Here is a 15,997-nt window from a genome sequence, read left to right as displayed (position 1 = left end):
CGTGGCGCAAGGGGGATGACCAGTTGAGTGTCGACAAGCAGACCGTGTCGCGGCGAGATCGCGCGACCAACGCCAGGGAATCGGCGAAACGCTTCGGGGTGAAGCTGCAGGGAGCGGCGCGCGAGGGTGTGGTGATCGTGCTGCTGGCGGCCTGCGTGTTCCTGCTGCTGGCCCTGTTCAGCTATGAGGGAGCCGACCCCGGCTGGTCGCGCAGTGGCCCCGAGACCGAAGTGGCCAACTGGATGGGCCCGGTGGGCGCCTGGCTTGCCGATGTACTCTATTCGCTGTTCGGCGTCAGCGCCCTGTGGTGGCCGGGCATGCTGGGCTTTGCCGCCTGGCGGATGCTGCGTTCCCGACAGGTTCGCCTGGTCTGGGATGCCACGGCGCTGGCGGTGCGCGGCGGTGGGCTGATCCTGCTGCTGCTGGGGACCACCACCCTCGGCGCGCTGCACTTCTATCGTCCGGAGGGCCCCTTGCCCTACTCCACGGGGGGCATCCTCGGTGAAGGCCTGGTGGGGGCCCTGCTGCCCATGGTAGGCGTGGGCGGCAGCGGCCTGCTGGCGCTGGCGGCCCTGCTCTGCGGCTTTCCCCTTTTCAGTGGGATCTCCTGGTTCAGCGTGATGGATGAGCTGGGCCGCGGGGCGCTGCGCCTGTGGGGCTGGGTGGCAGGGCGTTTCGCCTTCACTCGGCAGGAAGCCTCGTCGCCTGCCGAGCCCGAGGCGGCCAGCAGCGCTGCCACCGAGGAGGCCGAAGCCGACTCGGCGCTGGCGGAGGAGGGTACCGATCGACCGCGCTGGTGGCAGCGCCTGCTGCCAGGGCGGCGCGCCGGTCAGTCCGAATCGACGGCTGCCCACGCATCACGCCGTGAGCCCGGTTTCGGCGATGACGGCAATACCGAGATCCCCTGGGAAGTGCCCGAGCGGACACCGTCGGCCAAGCAGCCCGGCGCCGCCTATACCGCGCGTGAATCCGCGGGTTCTGCATCTTCCGCAACGGCGGCAACTTCCGCTTCACTCGCACCTCGTGGCACGACTGACGGCACAGGCGTGGCCGCCGGCGCCGCGGGCACTGCCGCAGGCATGGCTCGCGCCGCCACCCAGGGCGCCACTGCCGGCGCGGCGGATGCGGCCGCTGAGCCGTCCGCAACCGGCGGTTCGACGCCTCCTCCCTCCGCTGCCGGGGCTCCCGAGAGCGAGCAGGTACTGCCGACACGGGCGCCGGAGAGCGTGCCCGAACCCATGCTCCCCGATGAGGATGAGCCGGCAACGGCCTGGCATGGGCCGGCCCTGAGGGCCACCCGCGACGACGAGACCCCGGCGGCCGATCGGGATCTGGTGGACGCGCAACCGGCCGCCGGGTCCGTTGCCTCCGCGGCGTCGACCCACAGGACGGAGTCGGCCAGTCACCAGCGCCGCGAGCCGGCCCTGGGCGGAGGCCACCTCGATGGCGACGGCACCGACGATGATGAGCCGAGGCTCACCTGGGACGAGCCGGCGGTGGCCGAGGAGGCCGAGGAGGACGAAGTGCCGCCGGCCGTGACCTCGGCGCAGGACCCCGACGCCTCCGCGCTGCACCAGCCGCCCGAGCCCCAGCAGGCAGGTGAGGATGACGAGCCGGAGACGCCGCGAGTGGCCACCGCCGAGCAGGCCAGGGAGGCCGTCGAGGAGGAGGGCATGCGGCTATGGACCGTGGAGCACCTGCAGAGCCAGCGCCCGGTGCTGGATGACCTGCCCGAGCCCGATGGTGACCTGCCCAGCCTGCGCCTGCTCACCCCGCCGGAACCCCAGAAGCAGAACTACTCCGGCGAACAGCTAGCCGAGATGGCCGAGCTCCTCGAGGTCCGCCTGCGCGAATACGGGGTCAAGGCGGAGGTGGTGGATACCTGGCCGGGGCCGGTAATCACGCGCTTCGAGATCAAGCCCGCCGCCGGCGTTAAGGTCTCCAAGATCAGCAATCTGGCCAAGGACCTGGCGCGCTCGCTGATGGTCAAGAGCGTGCGCGTGGTGGAGGTGATTCCCGGGCGACCCACGGTGGGCATCGAGATCCCCAATCCGCACCGGGCGATGATCCGCCTGCGCGAGGTGATCGACTCCGACCGCTACCAGCAGGAGGCCTCGGCGCTGACCCTGGCGCTGGGCCAGGACATCGGCGGTGGCCCGGTGGTGGCCAACCTCGGCAAGATGCCCCACCTGCTGGTCGCCGGCACCACCGGCTCGGGCAAGTCGGTGGGGGTCAACGCCATGCTGATCTCCATGCTGCTCAAGGCCACGCCCGACGAGCTTCGATTGATCATGGTCGATCCCAAGATGCTGGAGCTCTCCGTCTACGACGGCATCCCGCACTTGCTGGCGCCGGTGGTCACCGACATGAAGGAGGCCGCCAACGCCCTGCGCTGGTGCGTGGCCGAGATGGAGCGGCGCTACAAGCTGATGGCAGCCATGGGGGTGCGCAATATCGCCGGCTTCAACGCCAAGCTCGATGAGGCCGAGCGGGCCGGTGCCCAGGTGGCGGACCCGCTGTGGGAGCCTCAGCCATGGGAGATGCACCAGACCCCGCCGGTGCTCGAGAAGCTCCCCTACATCGTGGTGGTGATCGACGAGTTCGCCGACATGTTCATGATCGTCGGCAAGAAGGTCGAGGAACTGATCGCCCGCCTGGCCCAGAAGGCTCGCGCCGCCGGCATCCACCTGATACTCGCCACCCAGCGTCCCTCGGTGGACGTGGTCACTGGTCTGATCAAGGCCAACATTCCCACCCGCATGGCCTTCCAGGTCTCCTCGCGGGTCGACTCGCGTACCATCCTCGACCAGGGCGGCGCCGAGAATCTGCTGGGCCATGGTGACATGCTCTACCTGCCCGCAGGTTCCGGCATGCCCTCCCGGGTGCATGGCGCCTTCGTCGACGACGATGAGGTGCATCGGGTGGTGGAGGATTGGAAGCGTCGCGGCGAGCCCGAGTATATCGATGAGATCCTCTCCGGCGGTGTCTCCGCCGAGGCCCTCACCGGGCTGGAGGCCGAAGGGGCGGATGGCGATGACGCCGAGCAGGATGCGCTCTACGACGAGGCGGTGGCCTTTGTTACCGACTCGCGGCGCGCCTCCATCTCGGCCGTGCAGCGCCGCTTCAAGATCGGTTACAACCGAGCCGCCCGTCTGGTGGAGGCGATGGAGATGGCGGGGGTGGTCTCCACCATGGGCACCAATGGTGCCCGTGAGGTGCTGGCACCGCCGCCGGCCGGCGGCTAACCTGCGGTCGTCATCTGGCGACAGCGTCATGTAACCATGCAGCTACCATGAACACGCCGTCGGGAACGCAACCCGGCGGTGCACGCGGGGTCCGAGTGTCAGGATCTACCGGAACCGCCCAGGGAGACAGTCATGACAGTGAAGAAGACCCTCGCCACCCTTGTCGTTGGCCTTGCCATGCCGCTATCGGCGATCGCCAGCGAAGGCGCCGAGCGGCTCAGTCGCATACTGGAACCGATGCAGACCTACGAGGCCACCTTCGAGCAGCAGATACTCGATGCCAGCGGCGAGCGGCTGCAGGAGGCGCGCGGCAGCATGTGGTTGTCGCGGCCCGGAAAATTCCGCTGGGAGGTGGATGCCCCCTATCAGCAGCTGGTGGTCTCCGACGGTGAGGATGTCGTGCTCTACGACCCCGACCTGGAGCAGGCGACCGTCCAGGCGCTGGACCAGCGGGTGACCCATACGCCGGCCCTGCTGCTCTCGGGCAGCGCCGATGAGCTGGTCGAGAGCTTCGACGTCACACGCAGCCAGCAGGGCAGCGCCGAGCGCTTCAGCCTGCTGCCGAAGGACCCCGACACCCTCTTCGAGGAGCTGGAGATGACTTTCCGAGGCGAACGCCTGGTTGGTCTTCAGATGCTCGACAGCACTGGCCAGCGCACGGCCATCGCCTTTCACGACGTGCAGATGAACCGGGCCATCGAGGATGCGCGCTTCGATTTTGTGATCCCGGATGGCACCGATGTGATTCGCGATACGCACTGACCCGGCTGGGCCGGAGCTCGAAGCCTTAAGCTGGAAGAAGAATCGCCCCCATGGCCTGCCATGGGGGCGATTCACATTAGGCTGCTATCCAGCTTACGGCGCTATTCGTCGCCTTCGTCCGCCTCGGCGTCGAGCTGCTCCCGCCACGCCATGATCTGGGCGTAGCGCTTCTCCTGGCCGAACTCGGTGGGACGATAGAAGCGCTGGCGAGGGAGCTCCTCCGGCCAGCAGTCGTGGCCGCTGCCGGCGGGGTAGCCGTGGGGCTCGTTATGCGCATAGCGGTAGCCCTGGCCGTGGCCCAGGCTCTCCATCAGCTTCGTTGGGGCGTTGCGCAGATAGGTCGGCACCTCCAGTTGTGGCTGGCCAGCCGCGAAAGCCTTGGCCTGGTGCCAGGCCCGGTCGATGGCGTTGCTCTTGGGGGCTACCGCCAGATGGATCGCGGCGTGGGCGATGGCGCGCTGGCCCTCGTAATCACCCAGGCGCAGGTAGGCGTCCCAGGCGGCCATCACCAGCGGCAGGGCGCGGGGGTCGGCATTGCCCACATCCTCGGAGGCGATGGCGGTCAGGCGGCGAATCACGTCCAGCGGGTCGCCGCCGCCCTGGATAAAGCGGGCCATGTAGAGCAGGGCGGCGTCCGGGCGCGATGAGCGCACCGACTTGTGGATCGCCGACAGCAGGTCGTAGAAGTGATCGCCCTGCTTGTCGAAGGCGCTGGCCTGGTGACCGATCACCGCCTCCAGGGCTTCCCGGCGCAGCGTCTCGCCACCCTCCGGATTGGCCTGGGTAAAGTCGCAGGCGCTCTCCAGTAACCCCAGGGCGCGGCGGGCATCGCCAGCGGCAGCCCGGGCCAGCACCCCGAGCACCCCCTCCTCGGCGTGGATACGGCGCATGCCCAGGCCTCGCGCCTCGTCGGCCAGCGCTCGCTGCAGCACCTCCACCAGCTCCTCCTCGGAGAGTGATGTCAGCACATGCACCCGGGCACGGGAGAGCAGGGCCGAGTTGACCTCGAAGGAGGGGTTCTCGGTGGTGGCGCCGATCAGCGTCAGCAGGCCGGACTCCACATGGGGCAGCAGGGCGTCCTGCTGGCTCTTGTTGAGGCGATGGATCTCGTCGAGGAACAACAGGGTCGCCATCCCTCGGGACTGCTGGGCCCTGGCGCGCTCCACGGCGGCGCGGATCTCCTTGACCCCGGCCATCACCGCGGAGAGATGCTCGAGGCAAGCGCCGGACTCGGCGGCCAGGATCTCGGCCAGGGTAGTCTTGCCGGTGCCCGGCGGTCCCCACAGGATCATCGAGCGCACCACGCCGCTCTCGACCATGCGCCTCAGCGGCTTGCCGGGGCCGACCAGCGCCTGCTGTCCCACATAGTCGTCGAGCCGTCGCGGCCGCATGCGCCAGGCGAGCGGGGCATCGTCGTCACGCTCGCTTGCGAAGAGATCCATGGGCGACTCCTTGCGTTGATCGAAAAGCAGCAGGCCGGCGGCCAGGCTGCTAGAGTGGGGGAGGCGTCGAGGGGCCTATCGGGCTCCACGATGAACCCTGTCCCGGATGACGCATCCAATGGAGAGTGCCTTCTCCCATGTACCATACAGGAGGGCCCGACATGCCCATGCTGACCCAGCTGCGTCAGGATCATGCCAATATGGCGCGCATGTTGCACGTTCTGCAGCTCAAGCAGAAGACCCTGGCCGCCGGCGAGCGTCCCAATTTTCAACTGGTCCGCGAGGTCGTCGACTACATACTCGACTACCAGGAAGGCTTCACCCGTCCGCTCGAGAAGGTCTGCACGGAGCGACTCTCCGAGCTGGACCCCTCCAGCACCGAGGTGACCCAGCGTCTGGCCCAGGACTATCGAGCGTTGCAGTCCCGGCTCAAGCGCCTCTCCAACGACCTTGACATGATCCTGATGGATGCCGTCGTGCCAATGGATCGTTTCGCCGAGGACCTCAGGGCCTATCTGGACAGCCACCGTGCCTACCTGCGCGACGAGCGCGAGCTGCTGTTTCCGCTGATTCGCGCGAACTTCAATGACGAGGACCTCAAGGCCCTGGCAGCGGCGCTGCCCGAGGGTGCCCAGGCACAGCTCGAACGGCTGCAGGAGGCCTACCCCGAACTCTATGCCGAGCTGCGCGATGCCCCCGAGCCGGTGACCTGAGCGCCGCCGACCAGACGCCGGGTGCGAGCCTCGGCTCGCCGCCGAGTGTGAGGTAGAATGCTCGGCTATCTCATCGGCCAGCGTCTTGTCATGTCCCATCCGACCCTCCTTGCCCCGCCAGGCACCTGCCTTCCCGCCCCGTCCTCGAGGCGACGGGAGGAGGGGTGATGGCGGGTCCGATCCTGGTTTTCGATTCCGGTGTGGGCGGCCTCTCGGTGGTGGCCGCCCTGCGCGAGCGGCTGCCCCAGGCAGCCCTGGCCTATGCCTGCGACAACGCCATGTTGCCCTACGGGCGGCGGGAGGATGCCTGGTTGGTGCGGCGTATCCTCGCGGTGTGCGATGCCGCCGTGCGCACCAGCGGCTGTGTGGCCCTGGTGGTGGCCTGCAATACCGCCAGTACCCTGGCCCTGGACGCCCTGCGCGAGCGGCTGCGGGTCCCTGTGGTTGGCACGGTACCGGCCATCAAGCCCGCCGCCGCCCTCAGCCGCAGCGGACACATTGGCCTGCTGGCCACCAGCGCCACGGTGTCGCGTCCCTATACGTTGCGCCTGATCGAGACCTTCGCCACGGACTGCACGGTACGTCGGATCGCGGCGGACCCCCTGGTGCGCGAGGCGGAGCGCCGCCTGGCCGGCGAGGCCCACGATGCCGCCGTGATCGAGGAGGCCCTGGCGCCGCTGTGGGAGGATCCCGAGCTCGACACCGTGGTGCTCGGCTGTACCCACTTTCCTCTGCTGCGTGACGCCCTGGCCGCTGCCGCCCCTCGTGAGGTGGCCTGGGTCGATTCCAGCGAGGCCATCGCCCGGCGCACGGCCCAGGTGGCGGCTGGCGTGGCGCCCGCAGCGGGCCCCGGGGCGAGCTTTGCCACCGCCCCCGACGCGGCCCTGGCCAGCGCCCTGGCACGCTTCGGCTTCGCCGCCCCGCAGCTGCTGCACCTGGACTGAATGTCCGGGACCCGTTCCCCTTTTCCTGTTCACTGGTATCCCTGGAGGCTTCTTGGCCATTCCCGTCGTCGAACCCGCCCGCTATGACCAGCAACTCGAGGCCAAGGCCGAGCGCATCCGCCGCGACTTCGCTCGCTTCGCCCCGCCTGCCCTGGAGGTCTATCCCTCGCCCCCCAGCCACTATCGCCAGCGTTGCGAGTTCCGGATCTGGCACGAGGGGGATGACCTCTTCTACGCCATGTTTGAGATACAGGAGTCCGAGGGGGATGCCGAGGGCTCGAAGAAAAAGCACAAGACGGTGGTTCGCCTGGATGACTACCCGGTGGCCAGCCGGCAGATCAACGCCCTCATGCCGCGCCTGCTCGACGCCATCCGCGACAACGACCTGCTGCGTCGTCGGCTCTTCCAGGTCGAGTTCCTGACCACCCTCTCCGGCGAGGCTCTGGTCACCCTGATCTATCATCGCCCTCTGGACGAGGCATGGGAGGCCGAGGCACGGCGCCTGCAGGATCGGCTCGGGGTGATGATCATCGGCCGCGCCCGCAAGCAGCGCCGGGTGCTCGAGCGGGATCATGTGTGGGAGCGTCTCGAGGTGGAGGGACGCGAGTTCGTCTATCAGCAGGTGGAGAACAGCTTCACCCAGCCCAACGCCGAGATCTGCCGCTCCATGCTGACTTGGGCGAGAGAGGTCACCCGGGGCAGCCAGGACGGTGATCTGGTGGAGCTCTACTGTGGCAACGGCAACTTCACGGTGGGCCTGGCCGAGAATTTCCGCCGTGTGCTTGCCACCGAGATCTCGCGCACCTCGGTGGCAAGCGCCCGGGAGAACCTGGCTGCCAACCGCATCGACAACGTCACCGTGGGGCGCATGTCCGCCGAGGAGTTCGCCGCGGCACTCAAGGGCGAGAAGGGTGGGCGCCGCGTGGCCGAGTGGGCCCTGGACGAGTATGACTTCACTACCGTGCTGGTGGACCCGCCCCGCGCCGGTCTCGACGAGGCCAGCTGCCGCCAGCTGAGCGGCTACTCTCGTATCGTCTATATTTCATGCAACCCGGAGACATTGGCGAACAACCTGGAGCGCCTGACCGAGACCCACCGGATCACGCGCTTCGCGCTGTTCGACCAGTTTCCCTGGACCCACCACTGCGAGTGCGGTGTTCTGCTCGAGCGACGCGAGTGACGGAGTCCTGTCTGCGATTGGCAATGCGCAACCGACATGCTCCATGAGCAGAACGTCAAGTGGCTGGGTCGAGCTCCGGGAGTCGCGTAAGCTGGCGACAGGGCCCCGCCGGGGCCGTGTCGAACACTTCCGGTCGCAGCAGCGACCGCCGGTAGCCGAGGTGATGGATGCAGCACGTTGCGAATGACGAAGCCAGACAGGATCTGCTCAAGCAGCTTCATGAGAGGCTGAATGCCAAGCTGGACGCCGCCAAGGCGGAGGCTGTCGGCGCCTTCGCCGAATACTTCTATGCCGCCGTGCCACTGGATGACCTTGAGGATCGTCGCCTCGACGACGTCTATGGCGCCACCCTCTCGGTGTGGCACTTCCTGCAGCAGTTCGATCCGGCCGATCCCAAGGTGCGGGTATTCAACCCGGATTTCGAGGAACACGGCTGGCAGTCACCCCACACCTTCGTGGCGGTGCTGCACGAGGACATGCCCTTCCTGGTCGATTCGGTGCGCATCGAGCTCAACCGGCGTGGCATCACCGTGCATGCCATTCACAATGCCGTGCTGGCCACCGAGCGCGGTCGCGACCATCGCCTGAAGCAGGTGACCTCGCCGAAGGATCCCGCCGCCCCTGCGCGGCGCGAATCGCTGATCGTCATCGAGATCGATCGCCACTCCGATGTCGAGATGCTGCAGGAGATGCAGGCCAGCCTCGAGGAAGTGCTGGTCGACGTGCGTACCGCGGTGGCCGACTTCGATCCCATGCGTTCCAAGGTCGAGGAGGCCCTGGCGGAGTTACGTGCCGGCTGCCCACCGCAGACCGATCCGGATGACCATGCCGAGGCGATCACCTTCCTGGAGTGGATGCTCCATGACAACTTCACCTTCCTGGGGTACGACGCCTACGTGGTGAAGGAGAAGAGCGGCAAGGAGACCCTCGACAAGGTCAAGGGCAGCGAGCTCGGGGTGTTCCGCCTTGACCAGCCCCGCTATCGGGAGCGTATCCGCACCGAACTCGGTATCGAGGATGGCCATTACGTCCTGGTACCCGAGCTCCTGAGCTTCTCCAAGAGTGCCCACCACGCCCGGGTTCATCGGCCGACCTATCCCGACTACATTTCCATCGACCGCTACGATGCCAAGGGCAACCTGGTCGGCGAGCATCGCTTCCTGGGGCTGTTTACCGCCACCGTCTACAACGAGTCGCCGCGCAACGTGCCGATCCTGCGCCGCAAGCTCAAGTCGGTGATGGAGATCGCCGGCTTCAACCCCAAGGGGCACAACGGCAAGCAGCTGCTGCAGATCCTCGAGGTCTATCCCCGCGACGACTTCTTCCAGATCGATACCGAGGAGCTGGCCCAGACGGCGCTGGGCATCCTCAGCATCCGCGAGCGCCGCCGTGTGCGGCTCTTCGTGCGCGAGGATCGTCCGGGGCGCTTCTACTCCTGCCTGGCCTTCGTGCCACGGGACGTGTTCTCCACTGAGCTGCGCCTGCGCATCCAGGAGATGCTCTGCGAGGAGCTCGATGCCACCTTCGGCGACTTCAATACCTACCTCTCGGAGTCGGTGCTGGCGCGCATCCAGTTCATCCTGCGCTTCAAGGACGAACGCCCGGCCGAGTACGACATCAAGCGCCTCGAGGCCAAGCTGTCCAAGCTGGCACGCAACTGGCGCGATGACCTCCAGGCCGCCTGCATCGACGGCTTCGGCGAGGAGCAGGCCAACCGCCTGATGGATCGCTTCCGCGATGCCTTCCCGGCCAGCTACCGCGACGACTTCAGTGCCCGCACCGCGGTCTATGACCTGCACCATATCGGTGAGCTGGATGATGGTGACGCGCTGTCGCTGTCGCTCTACCGCCTGGTGGAGGAGGAGGGCAGCGGGGTCAACCTCAAGCTGTTTCACCGTGATGCGCCGATCCCGCTCTCCGATGTGCTGCCGATGATGGAGAACCTGGGGCTCAGGGTGATCGGCGAGCGTCCCTACGAGATTGGCGCCACCGATGCCAGCTACTGGATCCATGACTTCAACCTCGAGCACCACACCAGCACCGAGGTCAATCTCCAGGAGATGCGTGAGCCCTTCATCGAGGCCTTCCAGCGCATCTGGGCCGGCGAGGCGGACAACGACGCCTTCAACCGGTTGATCATTGGCGCCAACCTCGACTGGCGCGAGGTGGCGATGCTGCGTGCCTACGCCCGCTACCTCAAGCAGATCCGCTTCGGCGTCTCCCAGGACTACATGGCCAACACCCTGGCCAGCTATCCGGAGATCACCCGCGAGCTGGTGACGCTGTTCGAGCTGCGCTTCGACCCCGCCGACCGCCCCGATGAGGGTGAGGTGGAGTCCTGCGTGGAGCGCATCCAGCGGCTGCTCGACGAGGTGGCTAGCCTCAACGACGACCAGCTGCTGCGTCGCTACATGGAGCTGATCCTGGCGACCCTGCGCACCAACTACTACCAGCGCCGCGAGGACGGTGGCGTCAAGGACTATATCGCCTTCAAGCTGGAGCCCTCGAAGGTCACCGGCATGCCCAAGCCGCGTCCCGCCTTCGAGATCTTCGTCTGCTCCCCGCGGGTCGAGGGCGTTCACCTGCGCGGCGGCAAGGTGGCCCGCGGCGGGCTGCGCTGGTCCGACCGCCACGAGGACTTCCGCACCGAGGTGCTGGGCCTGGTCAAGGCCCAGCAGGTCAAGAACTCGGTGATCGTGCCGGTGGGCGCCAAGGGCGGCTTCGTCTGCAAGCGGCTGCCCGAGGGCGATCGCGAGGCCTTCCAGCGCGAGGGCATCGAGTGCTACAAGACCTTCATCCGTGCCCTGCTCGATGTGACCGACAACCTCAAGGGGGGCGAGGTGGTGCCGCCGCGCGACGTGGTGCGCCACGACGACGATGACGCCTACCTGGTGGTGGCCGCCGACAAGGGCACCGCGACCTTCTCGGATATCGCCAACGAGATCTCCGCCGAGTATGACCACTGGCTGGGCGATGCCTTCGCTTCGGGTGGCGCCAACGGCTACGACCACAAGAAGATGGGGATCACCGCCAAGGGCGCCTGGGAGTCGGTCAAGCGCCACTTCCGCGGCCTGGGGGTGAACACCCAGGAGGACGAGTTCAGCGTGGTGGGCATCGGCGACATGGGCGGCGATGTCTTCGGCAACGGCATGCTGCTGTCGGACAAGATCCGACTGGTGGGGGCCTTCAACCACCTGCATATCTTCGTCGACCCCGAGCCTGACGCGGTGGCCACCTTCGCCGAGCGCAAGCGCCTTTTCGAGATGCCGCGCTCCAGCTGGGAGGATTTCGACAGCGCACTGATCTCCGAGGGGGGCGGGGTGTTCAAGCGCAGTGCCAAGTCGATCCCCATCTCCAAGCAGATGAAATCGCGTTTCGGTGTCCGCGAAGACAGGCTCTCGCCCAACGAGCTGATCAGCGCCATGCTCAGGTCCGAAGTCGACCTGATCTGGAACGGCGGCATCGGCACCTACGTCAAGGGCAGCGACGAGACCGATGCCCAGGTGGGCGACAAGGCCAATGATGGCCTGCGCATCGACGGCCGCGAGCTCAACTGCAAGGTGGTGGGCGAGGGCGGCAACCTAGGCTTCACCCAGCGTGGCCGCATGGAGGCCGCCGCCCGGGGCGTGCGGGTCAATACCGACTTCATCGATAACGCCGGTGGGGTGAACTGCTCCGACCATGAGGTCAACATCAAGATCCTCATCGACGAGGTGGTCAAGCGCGGCGATATGACCGACAAGCAGCGTAACCAGCTGCTTGCCGAGATGACCGGTGAGGTGAGCGATCTGGTGCTGATCGACAACTATCGCCAGACCCAGGCCCTGGATCTCGCCGAGCTGCTCTCGCAGCAGGGGGTCGGCCCCTTCCGGCGCTTCATCAGCGAGCTGGAGGCCGCCGGTCAGCTCGACCGCGAGCTCGAGTTCCTGCCCGCGGACGAGGAACTCCAGGAGCGTGCCGCCAACCAGCAGGGCATGCTGCTGCCGGAGCTGGCCATGCTGATCTCCTACGCCAAGAGCGTGCTCAAGGGTGACCTAATCGTCTCCGATGTTCCCGACGACCCGGTCATCGTGCGCTATGTGGAGCGCATCTTCCCGGGGGTACTGGTGGAGCGCTACCGCGACGAGATGTACGAGCATCGCCTCAAGCGCGAGATCGTTGCCACCCAGGTGGCCAACGACCTGGTCGACCACATGGGCATCGTCTTCGTGCGCCGGCTGATCGACTCCACCGGGGCTGGCCGGGCCGAGATTGCCCGCGCCTATATCATTGCCCGCGAGGTGTTCGGGCTGGGCGAGATCTGGTCGCAGATCGAGGCGCTGGACAACCGGGTGCCGAGCCACGTGCAGTACTCGATGATGCTCGACCTGATGCGGATGATCCGCCGCTCCACTCGTTGGTTCCTGCGCGGTCGCGTCGGCGTCGATACCCGCGAGTGTATCGATTACTTCGCGCCTCGCCTGGCGGCGATCCGCGAGGGTATCGGCGAGCGCCTCAGCGGCGAGGAGCGCGAGAGCTGGGAGGCGCGTCGTGACGAGCTGGTGGAAGCCGGGGTGCCCGAGGCACTGGCGTCCAGCGTGGCGGCCGCCGGGAGCCTGTATGCCGGGCTGGGTATCATCCAGGCCGCACGCCAGGCCGATGTGGTGCCGGAACAGGTGGCCGAGGTGTTCTACGAGATCGGCAGTCGCCTGGAGCTGCCGTGGATGATTCGCCAGATCACCGATCTGCAGGTGCGCGACAGCTGGCAGGCCCAGGCCCGCGAGACCTTCCGTGACGACATCGATCGTCAGCAGCTGGCGTTGACGGTCAGCGTGCTGCAGATGGAGGCGGGGCCCGACGACGCCGTGGCCCGTGTCGCCGAGTGGCTCGAGCGGCATGATGCCATGCATGCGCGCTGGCGCCGTCTGCTCGAGCAGGTGGGTAGCGGCGGCCAGGGTGGCTTCCCGCTGTTCGCCGTGGCGGTTCGCGAACTGGTCGACCTGGCCGAGAGCAGCCGCGATCTCTGAGCACTTTCCATTCACCACCAACGAGGAACCCCGCCATCAGGCGGGGTTCCTCGTTATGGGCGGCGAGCAGGGCTTGGCGGGAGTCTCACAGCAGGAAGTAGGTGGCCAGGCCCAGGAAGGACATGAAGCCCACCACGTCGGTGACGGTGGTGAGGATCACCGAGCCCGACAGCGCCGGGTCGATTCCTGCCCGCTTGAGCAGCAGCGGAATGACGATGCCGGCGATGCCTGCTGCCAGCATGTTGATCACCAGGGCGGCGCCGATGATCGTGCCGATGGCGATGCTCTTGAACCACAGCAGTGCCAGTACCGCTACCACCAGGGCCCACAGCACGCCGTTGAGGATGGCGATGCCGACCTCCTTGCGCAGCAGCCAGGCGCTGTTGGTGCTGCTGATCTGGCCCAGGGCAAGACCGCGGATCGCCAGGGTCAGGGTCTGGCTGCCGGCGATGCCCCCCATGCTGGCGACGATGGGCATCAGCACCGCCAGGGCGACGATCTGGTCCAGGGCATCCTCGAAGCGGCCGATCACCCAGGCGGCCAGGAAGGCGGTGATCAGGTTGATGCCCAGCCACACGGCGCGACGCTTGGCGCTGGGCAGCACCGGGGCGAACAGGTCCTCCTCCTCGTCGAGGCCGGCCATGTTCATCAGTGCCTGCTCGGAGTCCTCGCGGATGACGTCGACGATATCATCGATGACGATGCGACCGAGCAGCAGGCCCGCCTCGTCCACCACTGGTGCCGAGACCAGGTCGTGGGTCTGGAACAGGGTGGCCACGTCGCGGGACTTCATGTCCACGCGGATGCTGTCCACCTCGTGGTCCATCAGGTCGGCCACCGCCATCTCCGGCGGGTGGCTGATCAGCCGCGCCATCGGCAGGGTGCCCTGGAAGAGGCCGTCGCGGTCCACCACCATCAGCAGGTGGGTGTTGTCGGGGATCGACTCCTTCCAGCGCAGGAAGCGGCACACCGTCTCCAGGCTGACGTCGCTGCGCACCGCGATGGTGTCGGTGCGCATCAGGCGCCCGGCGCTGTCCTCCTCGAAGGAGAGGGTCTCCTCCAGGCGTTCGCGCTGCAGGGCATCCATGGAGCGCAGCATGTCCTCGGCGACCTGCTGGGGTAGGTCCTCGAAGATCTCCGCCAGGTCGGCGGTGTCCATGCCGGTGGCGGCGGCCACGATCTCCTCGTGGTCCATGTCGTCCAGCAGGGTGCTGCGCACCTCGTCGTGCACATGCAGCAGCACCTCGCCGTCGACCTCGCCGGGTACCCGCTGCCACAGGCGGATACGCGCAGCGGGAGGCAGCGACTCCAGCAACAGGGCGATCTCGGCCGGCTCCAGGTCGTCCAGCACGGCATCGACGGCTTCGAGATGCTCATCCCCCAGCGCACGGTGTATGCGCGACAGGCGGTCCTCGAGGGTTTCGGTGGTCTCGGCCATATGCATCTCCCTGGCTCCGCGGCGGTGTGTTCCGGGTGCTCCACACCCCGGTGTCTCTTGGTTGGCTACAGTAGATCACAAAATCGGCGTCGGCTGCCCCCTGTGACGTCGTTTCCCCAGGGAGGCGCTGCTATAATCACGCCCCGCCCGTGACCGCTACCCTCCGGAGACGCCATGTACTCTCTTGCCCGCTCGCTGCTCTTTCGTCTGGACGCCGAGACAGCCCACGGCCTGACCCTGCGCGGGCTGGACCTGGCCGCCAGGGTGGGGTTGGCGGCACGCCTGGGGGGCGAGCGAGTGGCGGACCCGGTGGAGCTGATGGGGCTGCGCTTCCCCAACCGGGTGGGACTCGCCGCCGGACTCGACAAGAATGGCGACCACCTCGATGCCCTGGGTGCGCTGGGCTTCGGCTTCGTGGAGGTCGGTACCGTGACCCCCAGGCCACAGCCCGGCAATCCACGGCCGCGGCTGTTCCGGCTGCCCGAGGCGGGTGCCATCATCAACCGCATGGGCTTCAACAACGCCGGGGTCGACCACCTGGTCGCGAAGGTCAGGGCCAGCCGTTTCGACGGCGTGATCGGCATCAATATCGGCAAGAACCTGACGACCCCGGTGGAGCAGGCGGTGGATGACTACCTGATCTGCCTGGAGAAGGTGCACGCCTACGCCCACTACGTCACCGTCAATATCTCCTCGCCCAATACCCCGGGGCTGCGTAACCTCCAGTTCGGCGAGCACCTCGACGGATTGCTCTCGGCGCTTCGCGAGGCGGGCTCGCGCCTCGACCGCGACAGCGGTCGCCGGGTGCCCCTGGCGGTGAAGATCGCGCCGGACATGGAGGCCGAGGAGGTGGGGCTGGTGGCCGATTGCCTGGCGGCCAATGCCATCGATGCGGTGATTGCCACCAATACCACGGTGTCCCGCGAGGCGGTGGCGGGCCTGGCCCATGCCGACGAGGCCGGCGGCCTCTCCGGACGACCGGTGTTCGAGGCATCCAATGCGGTGATTCGGGAGCTGCGCCGCCGGCTGCCCGAGATGCCGATCGTCGGCGTGGGTGGCATCGACAGCGGTGCGGCGGCACTGGCCAAGCGCGAGGCCGGGGCCGACCTGGTACAGCTCTATTCGGGCTTCATCTACCGCGGCCCGGCGCTCGTTGGGGAGTGCGCGCGGGCGCTGCGCGACGGGGCCTGAGCCGCAGCGTACCCACGCAAAAAGCCCGCGGCTTGCCGCGGGCTTGAGGAAGCGTGAACCTCGATAGGTTCGGGTA

9 protein-coding genes are annotated in these 15,997 nt (G+C 67.3%); 7 read left to right on the top strand and 2 right to left on the bottom strand.

The genetic code is table 11. From position 1 onward, the window contains the following. Positions 1 to 23 precede the first annotated feature (23 nt). Entirely contained in the window at positions 24 to 3,245 is a 3,222-nt protein-coding gene (locus GRB96_RS12560) for a DNA translocase FtsK (RefSeq protein WP_161432459.1), read from the top strand. 132 nt (positions 3,246 to 3,377) lie between these two features. Beyond that, complete coding sequence (lolA, locus tag GRB96_RS12555; RefSeq protein ID WP_161432458.1) at positions 3,378 to 4,007, top strand: outer membrane lipoprotein periplasmic chaperone LolA; 630 nt, start codon at positions 3,378 to 3,380, stop codon at positions 4,005 to 4,007. 101 nt (positions 4,008 to 4,108) lie between these two features. Here lolA and GRB96_RS12550 read toward each other — a convergent pair whose 3' ends face one another. Continuing rightward, complete coding sequence (locus GRB96_RS12550) at positions 4,109 to 5,449, bottom strand: replication-associated recombination protein A (RefSeq protein ID WP_161432457.1); 1,341 nt, start codon at positions 5,447 to 5,449, stop codon at positions 4,109 to 4,111. Positions 5,450 to 5,616: 167 nt separating this feature from the next. On the opposite strand from GRB96_RS12550, the gene GRB96_RS12545 reads away from it, so the two are divergent. From GRB96_RS12545 to GRB96_RS12530, 4 genes are all read left to right on the top strand, one after another. Then, the gene (locus GRB96_RS12545) at positions 5,617 to 6,162 is read left to right on the top strand and encodes a hemerythrin domain-containing protein (protein WP_161433114.1); all 546 of its coding nucleotides are present in this window, start codon (positions 5,617 to 5,619) and stop codon (positions 6,160 to 6,162) included. A 167-nt stretch (positions 6,163 to 6,329) separates the two neighbouring features. After that, a complete protein-coding gene (gene murI / locus GRB96_RS12540) occupies positions 6,330 to 7,106 on the top strand; it encodes a glutamate racemase (RefSeq protein WP_161432456.1) in 777 nt (258 codons plus the stop codon). Between the two features lie 52 nt (positions 7,107 to 7,158). Next, a complete protein-coding gene (gene trmA, locus GRB96_RS12535) occupies positions 7,159 to 8,286 on the top strand; it encodes a tRNA (uridine(54)-C5)-methyltransferase TrmA (protein WP_161432455.1) in 1,128 nt (375 codons plus the stop codon). Positions 8,287 to 8,453: 167 nt separating this feature from the next. Continuing rightward, the gene (locus GRB96_RS12530) at positions 8,454 to 13,292 is read left to right on the top strand and encodes an NAD-glutamate dehydrogenase (RefSeq protein WP_161432454.1); all 4,839 of its coding nucleotides are present in this window, start codon (positions 8,454 to 8,456) and stop codon (positions 13,290 to 13,292) included. An 85-nt stretch (positions 13,293 to 13,377) separates the two neighbouring features. On the opposite strand, the gene mgtE is transcribed toward GRB96_RS12530, so the two are convergent. Then, the gene (mgtE, locus tag GRB96_RS12525; protein ID WP_161432453.1) at positions 13,378 to 14,730 is read right to left on the bottom strand and encodes a magnesium transporter; all 1,353 of its coding nucleotides are present in this window, start codon (positions 14,728 to 14,730) and stop codon (positions 13,378 to 13,380) included. Between the two features lie 174 nt (positions 14,731 to 14,904). On the opposite strand from mgtE, the gene GRB96_RS12520 reads away from it, so the two are divergent. Continuing rightward, the gene (locus GRB96_RS12520; protein WP_161432452.1) at positions 14,905 to 15,921 is read left to right on the top strand and encodes a quinone-dependent dihydroorotate dehydrogenase; all 1,017 of its coding nucleotides are present in this window, start codon (positions 14,905 to 14,907) and stop codon (positions 15,919 to 15,921) included. Positions 15,922 to 15,997: the final 76 nt, after the last annotated feature.

The organism is Halomonas alimentaria (genome assembly GCF_009902005.1).
GTDB classification, from domain to species: Bacteria; Pseudomonadota; Gammaproteobacteria; order Pseudomonadales; family Halomonadaceae; genus Halomonas; species Halomonas alimentaria.
This window is presented reverse-complemented; position numbering and strand designations above follow the sequence as displayed.

What these genes read in the sequence shown, in the direction of transcription:
- GRB96_RS12550 (WP_161432457.1), bottom strand. Translation starts at nt 5,449, where the DNA reads ATGGATCTCTTCGCAAGCGAGCGTGACGACGATGCCCCGCTCGCCTGG.
- mgtE (WP_161432453.1), bottom strand. Translation starts at nt 14,730, where the DNA reads ATGGCCGAGACCACCGAAACCCTCGAGGACCGCCTGTCGCGCATACAC.
- GRB96_RS12530 (WP_161432454.1), top strand. Translation starts at nt 8,454, where the DNA reads ATGCAGCACGTTGCGAATGACGAAGCCAGACAGGATCTGCTCAAGCAG.
- GRB96_RS12520 (WP_161432452.1), top strand. Translation starts at nt 14,905, where the DNA reads ATGTACTCTCTTGCCCGCTCGCTGCTCTTTCGTCTGGACGCCGAGACA.
- GRB96_RS12545 (WP_161433114.1), top strand. Translation starts at nt 5,617, where the DNA reads ATGCTGACCCAGCTGCGTCAGGATCATGCCAATATGGCGCGCATGTTG.
- murI (WP_161432456.1), top strand. Translation starts at nt 6,330, where the DNA reads ATGGCGGGTCCGATCCTGGTTTTCGATTCCGGTGTGGGCGGCCTCTCG.
- lolA (WP_161432458.1), top strand. Translation starts at nt 3,378, where the DNA reads ATGACAGTGAAGAAGACCCTCGCCACCCTTGTCGTTGGCCTTGCCATG.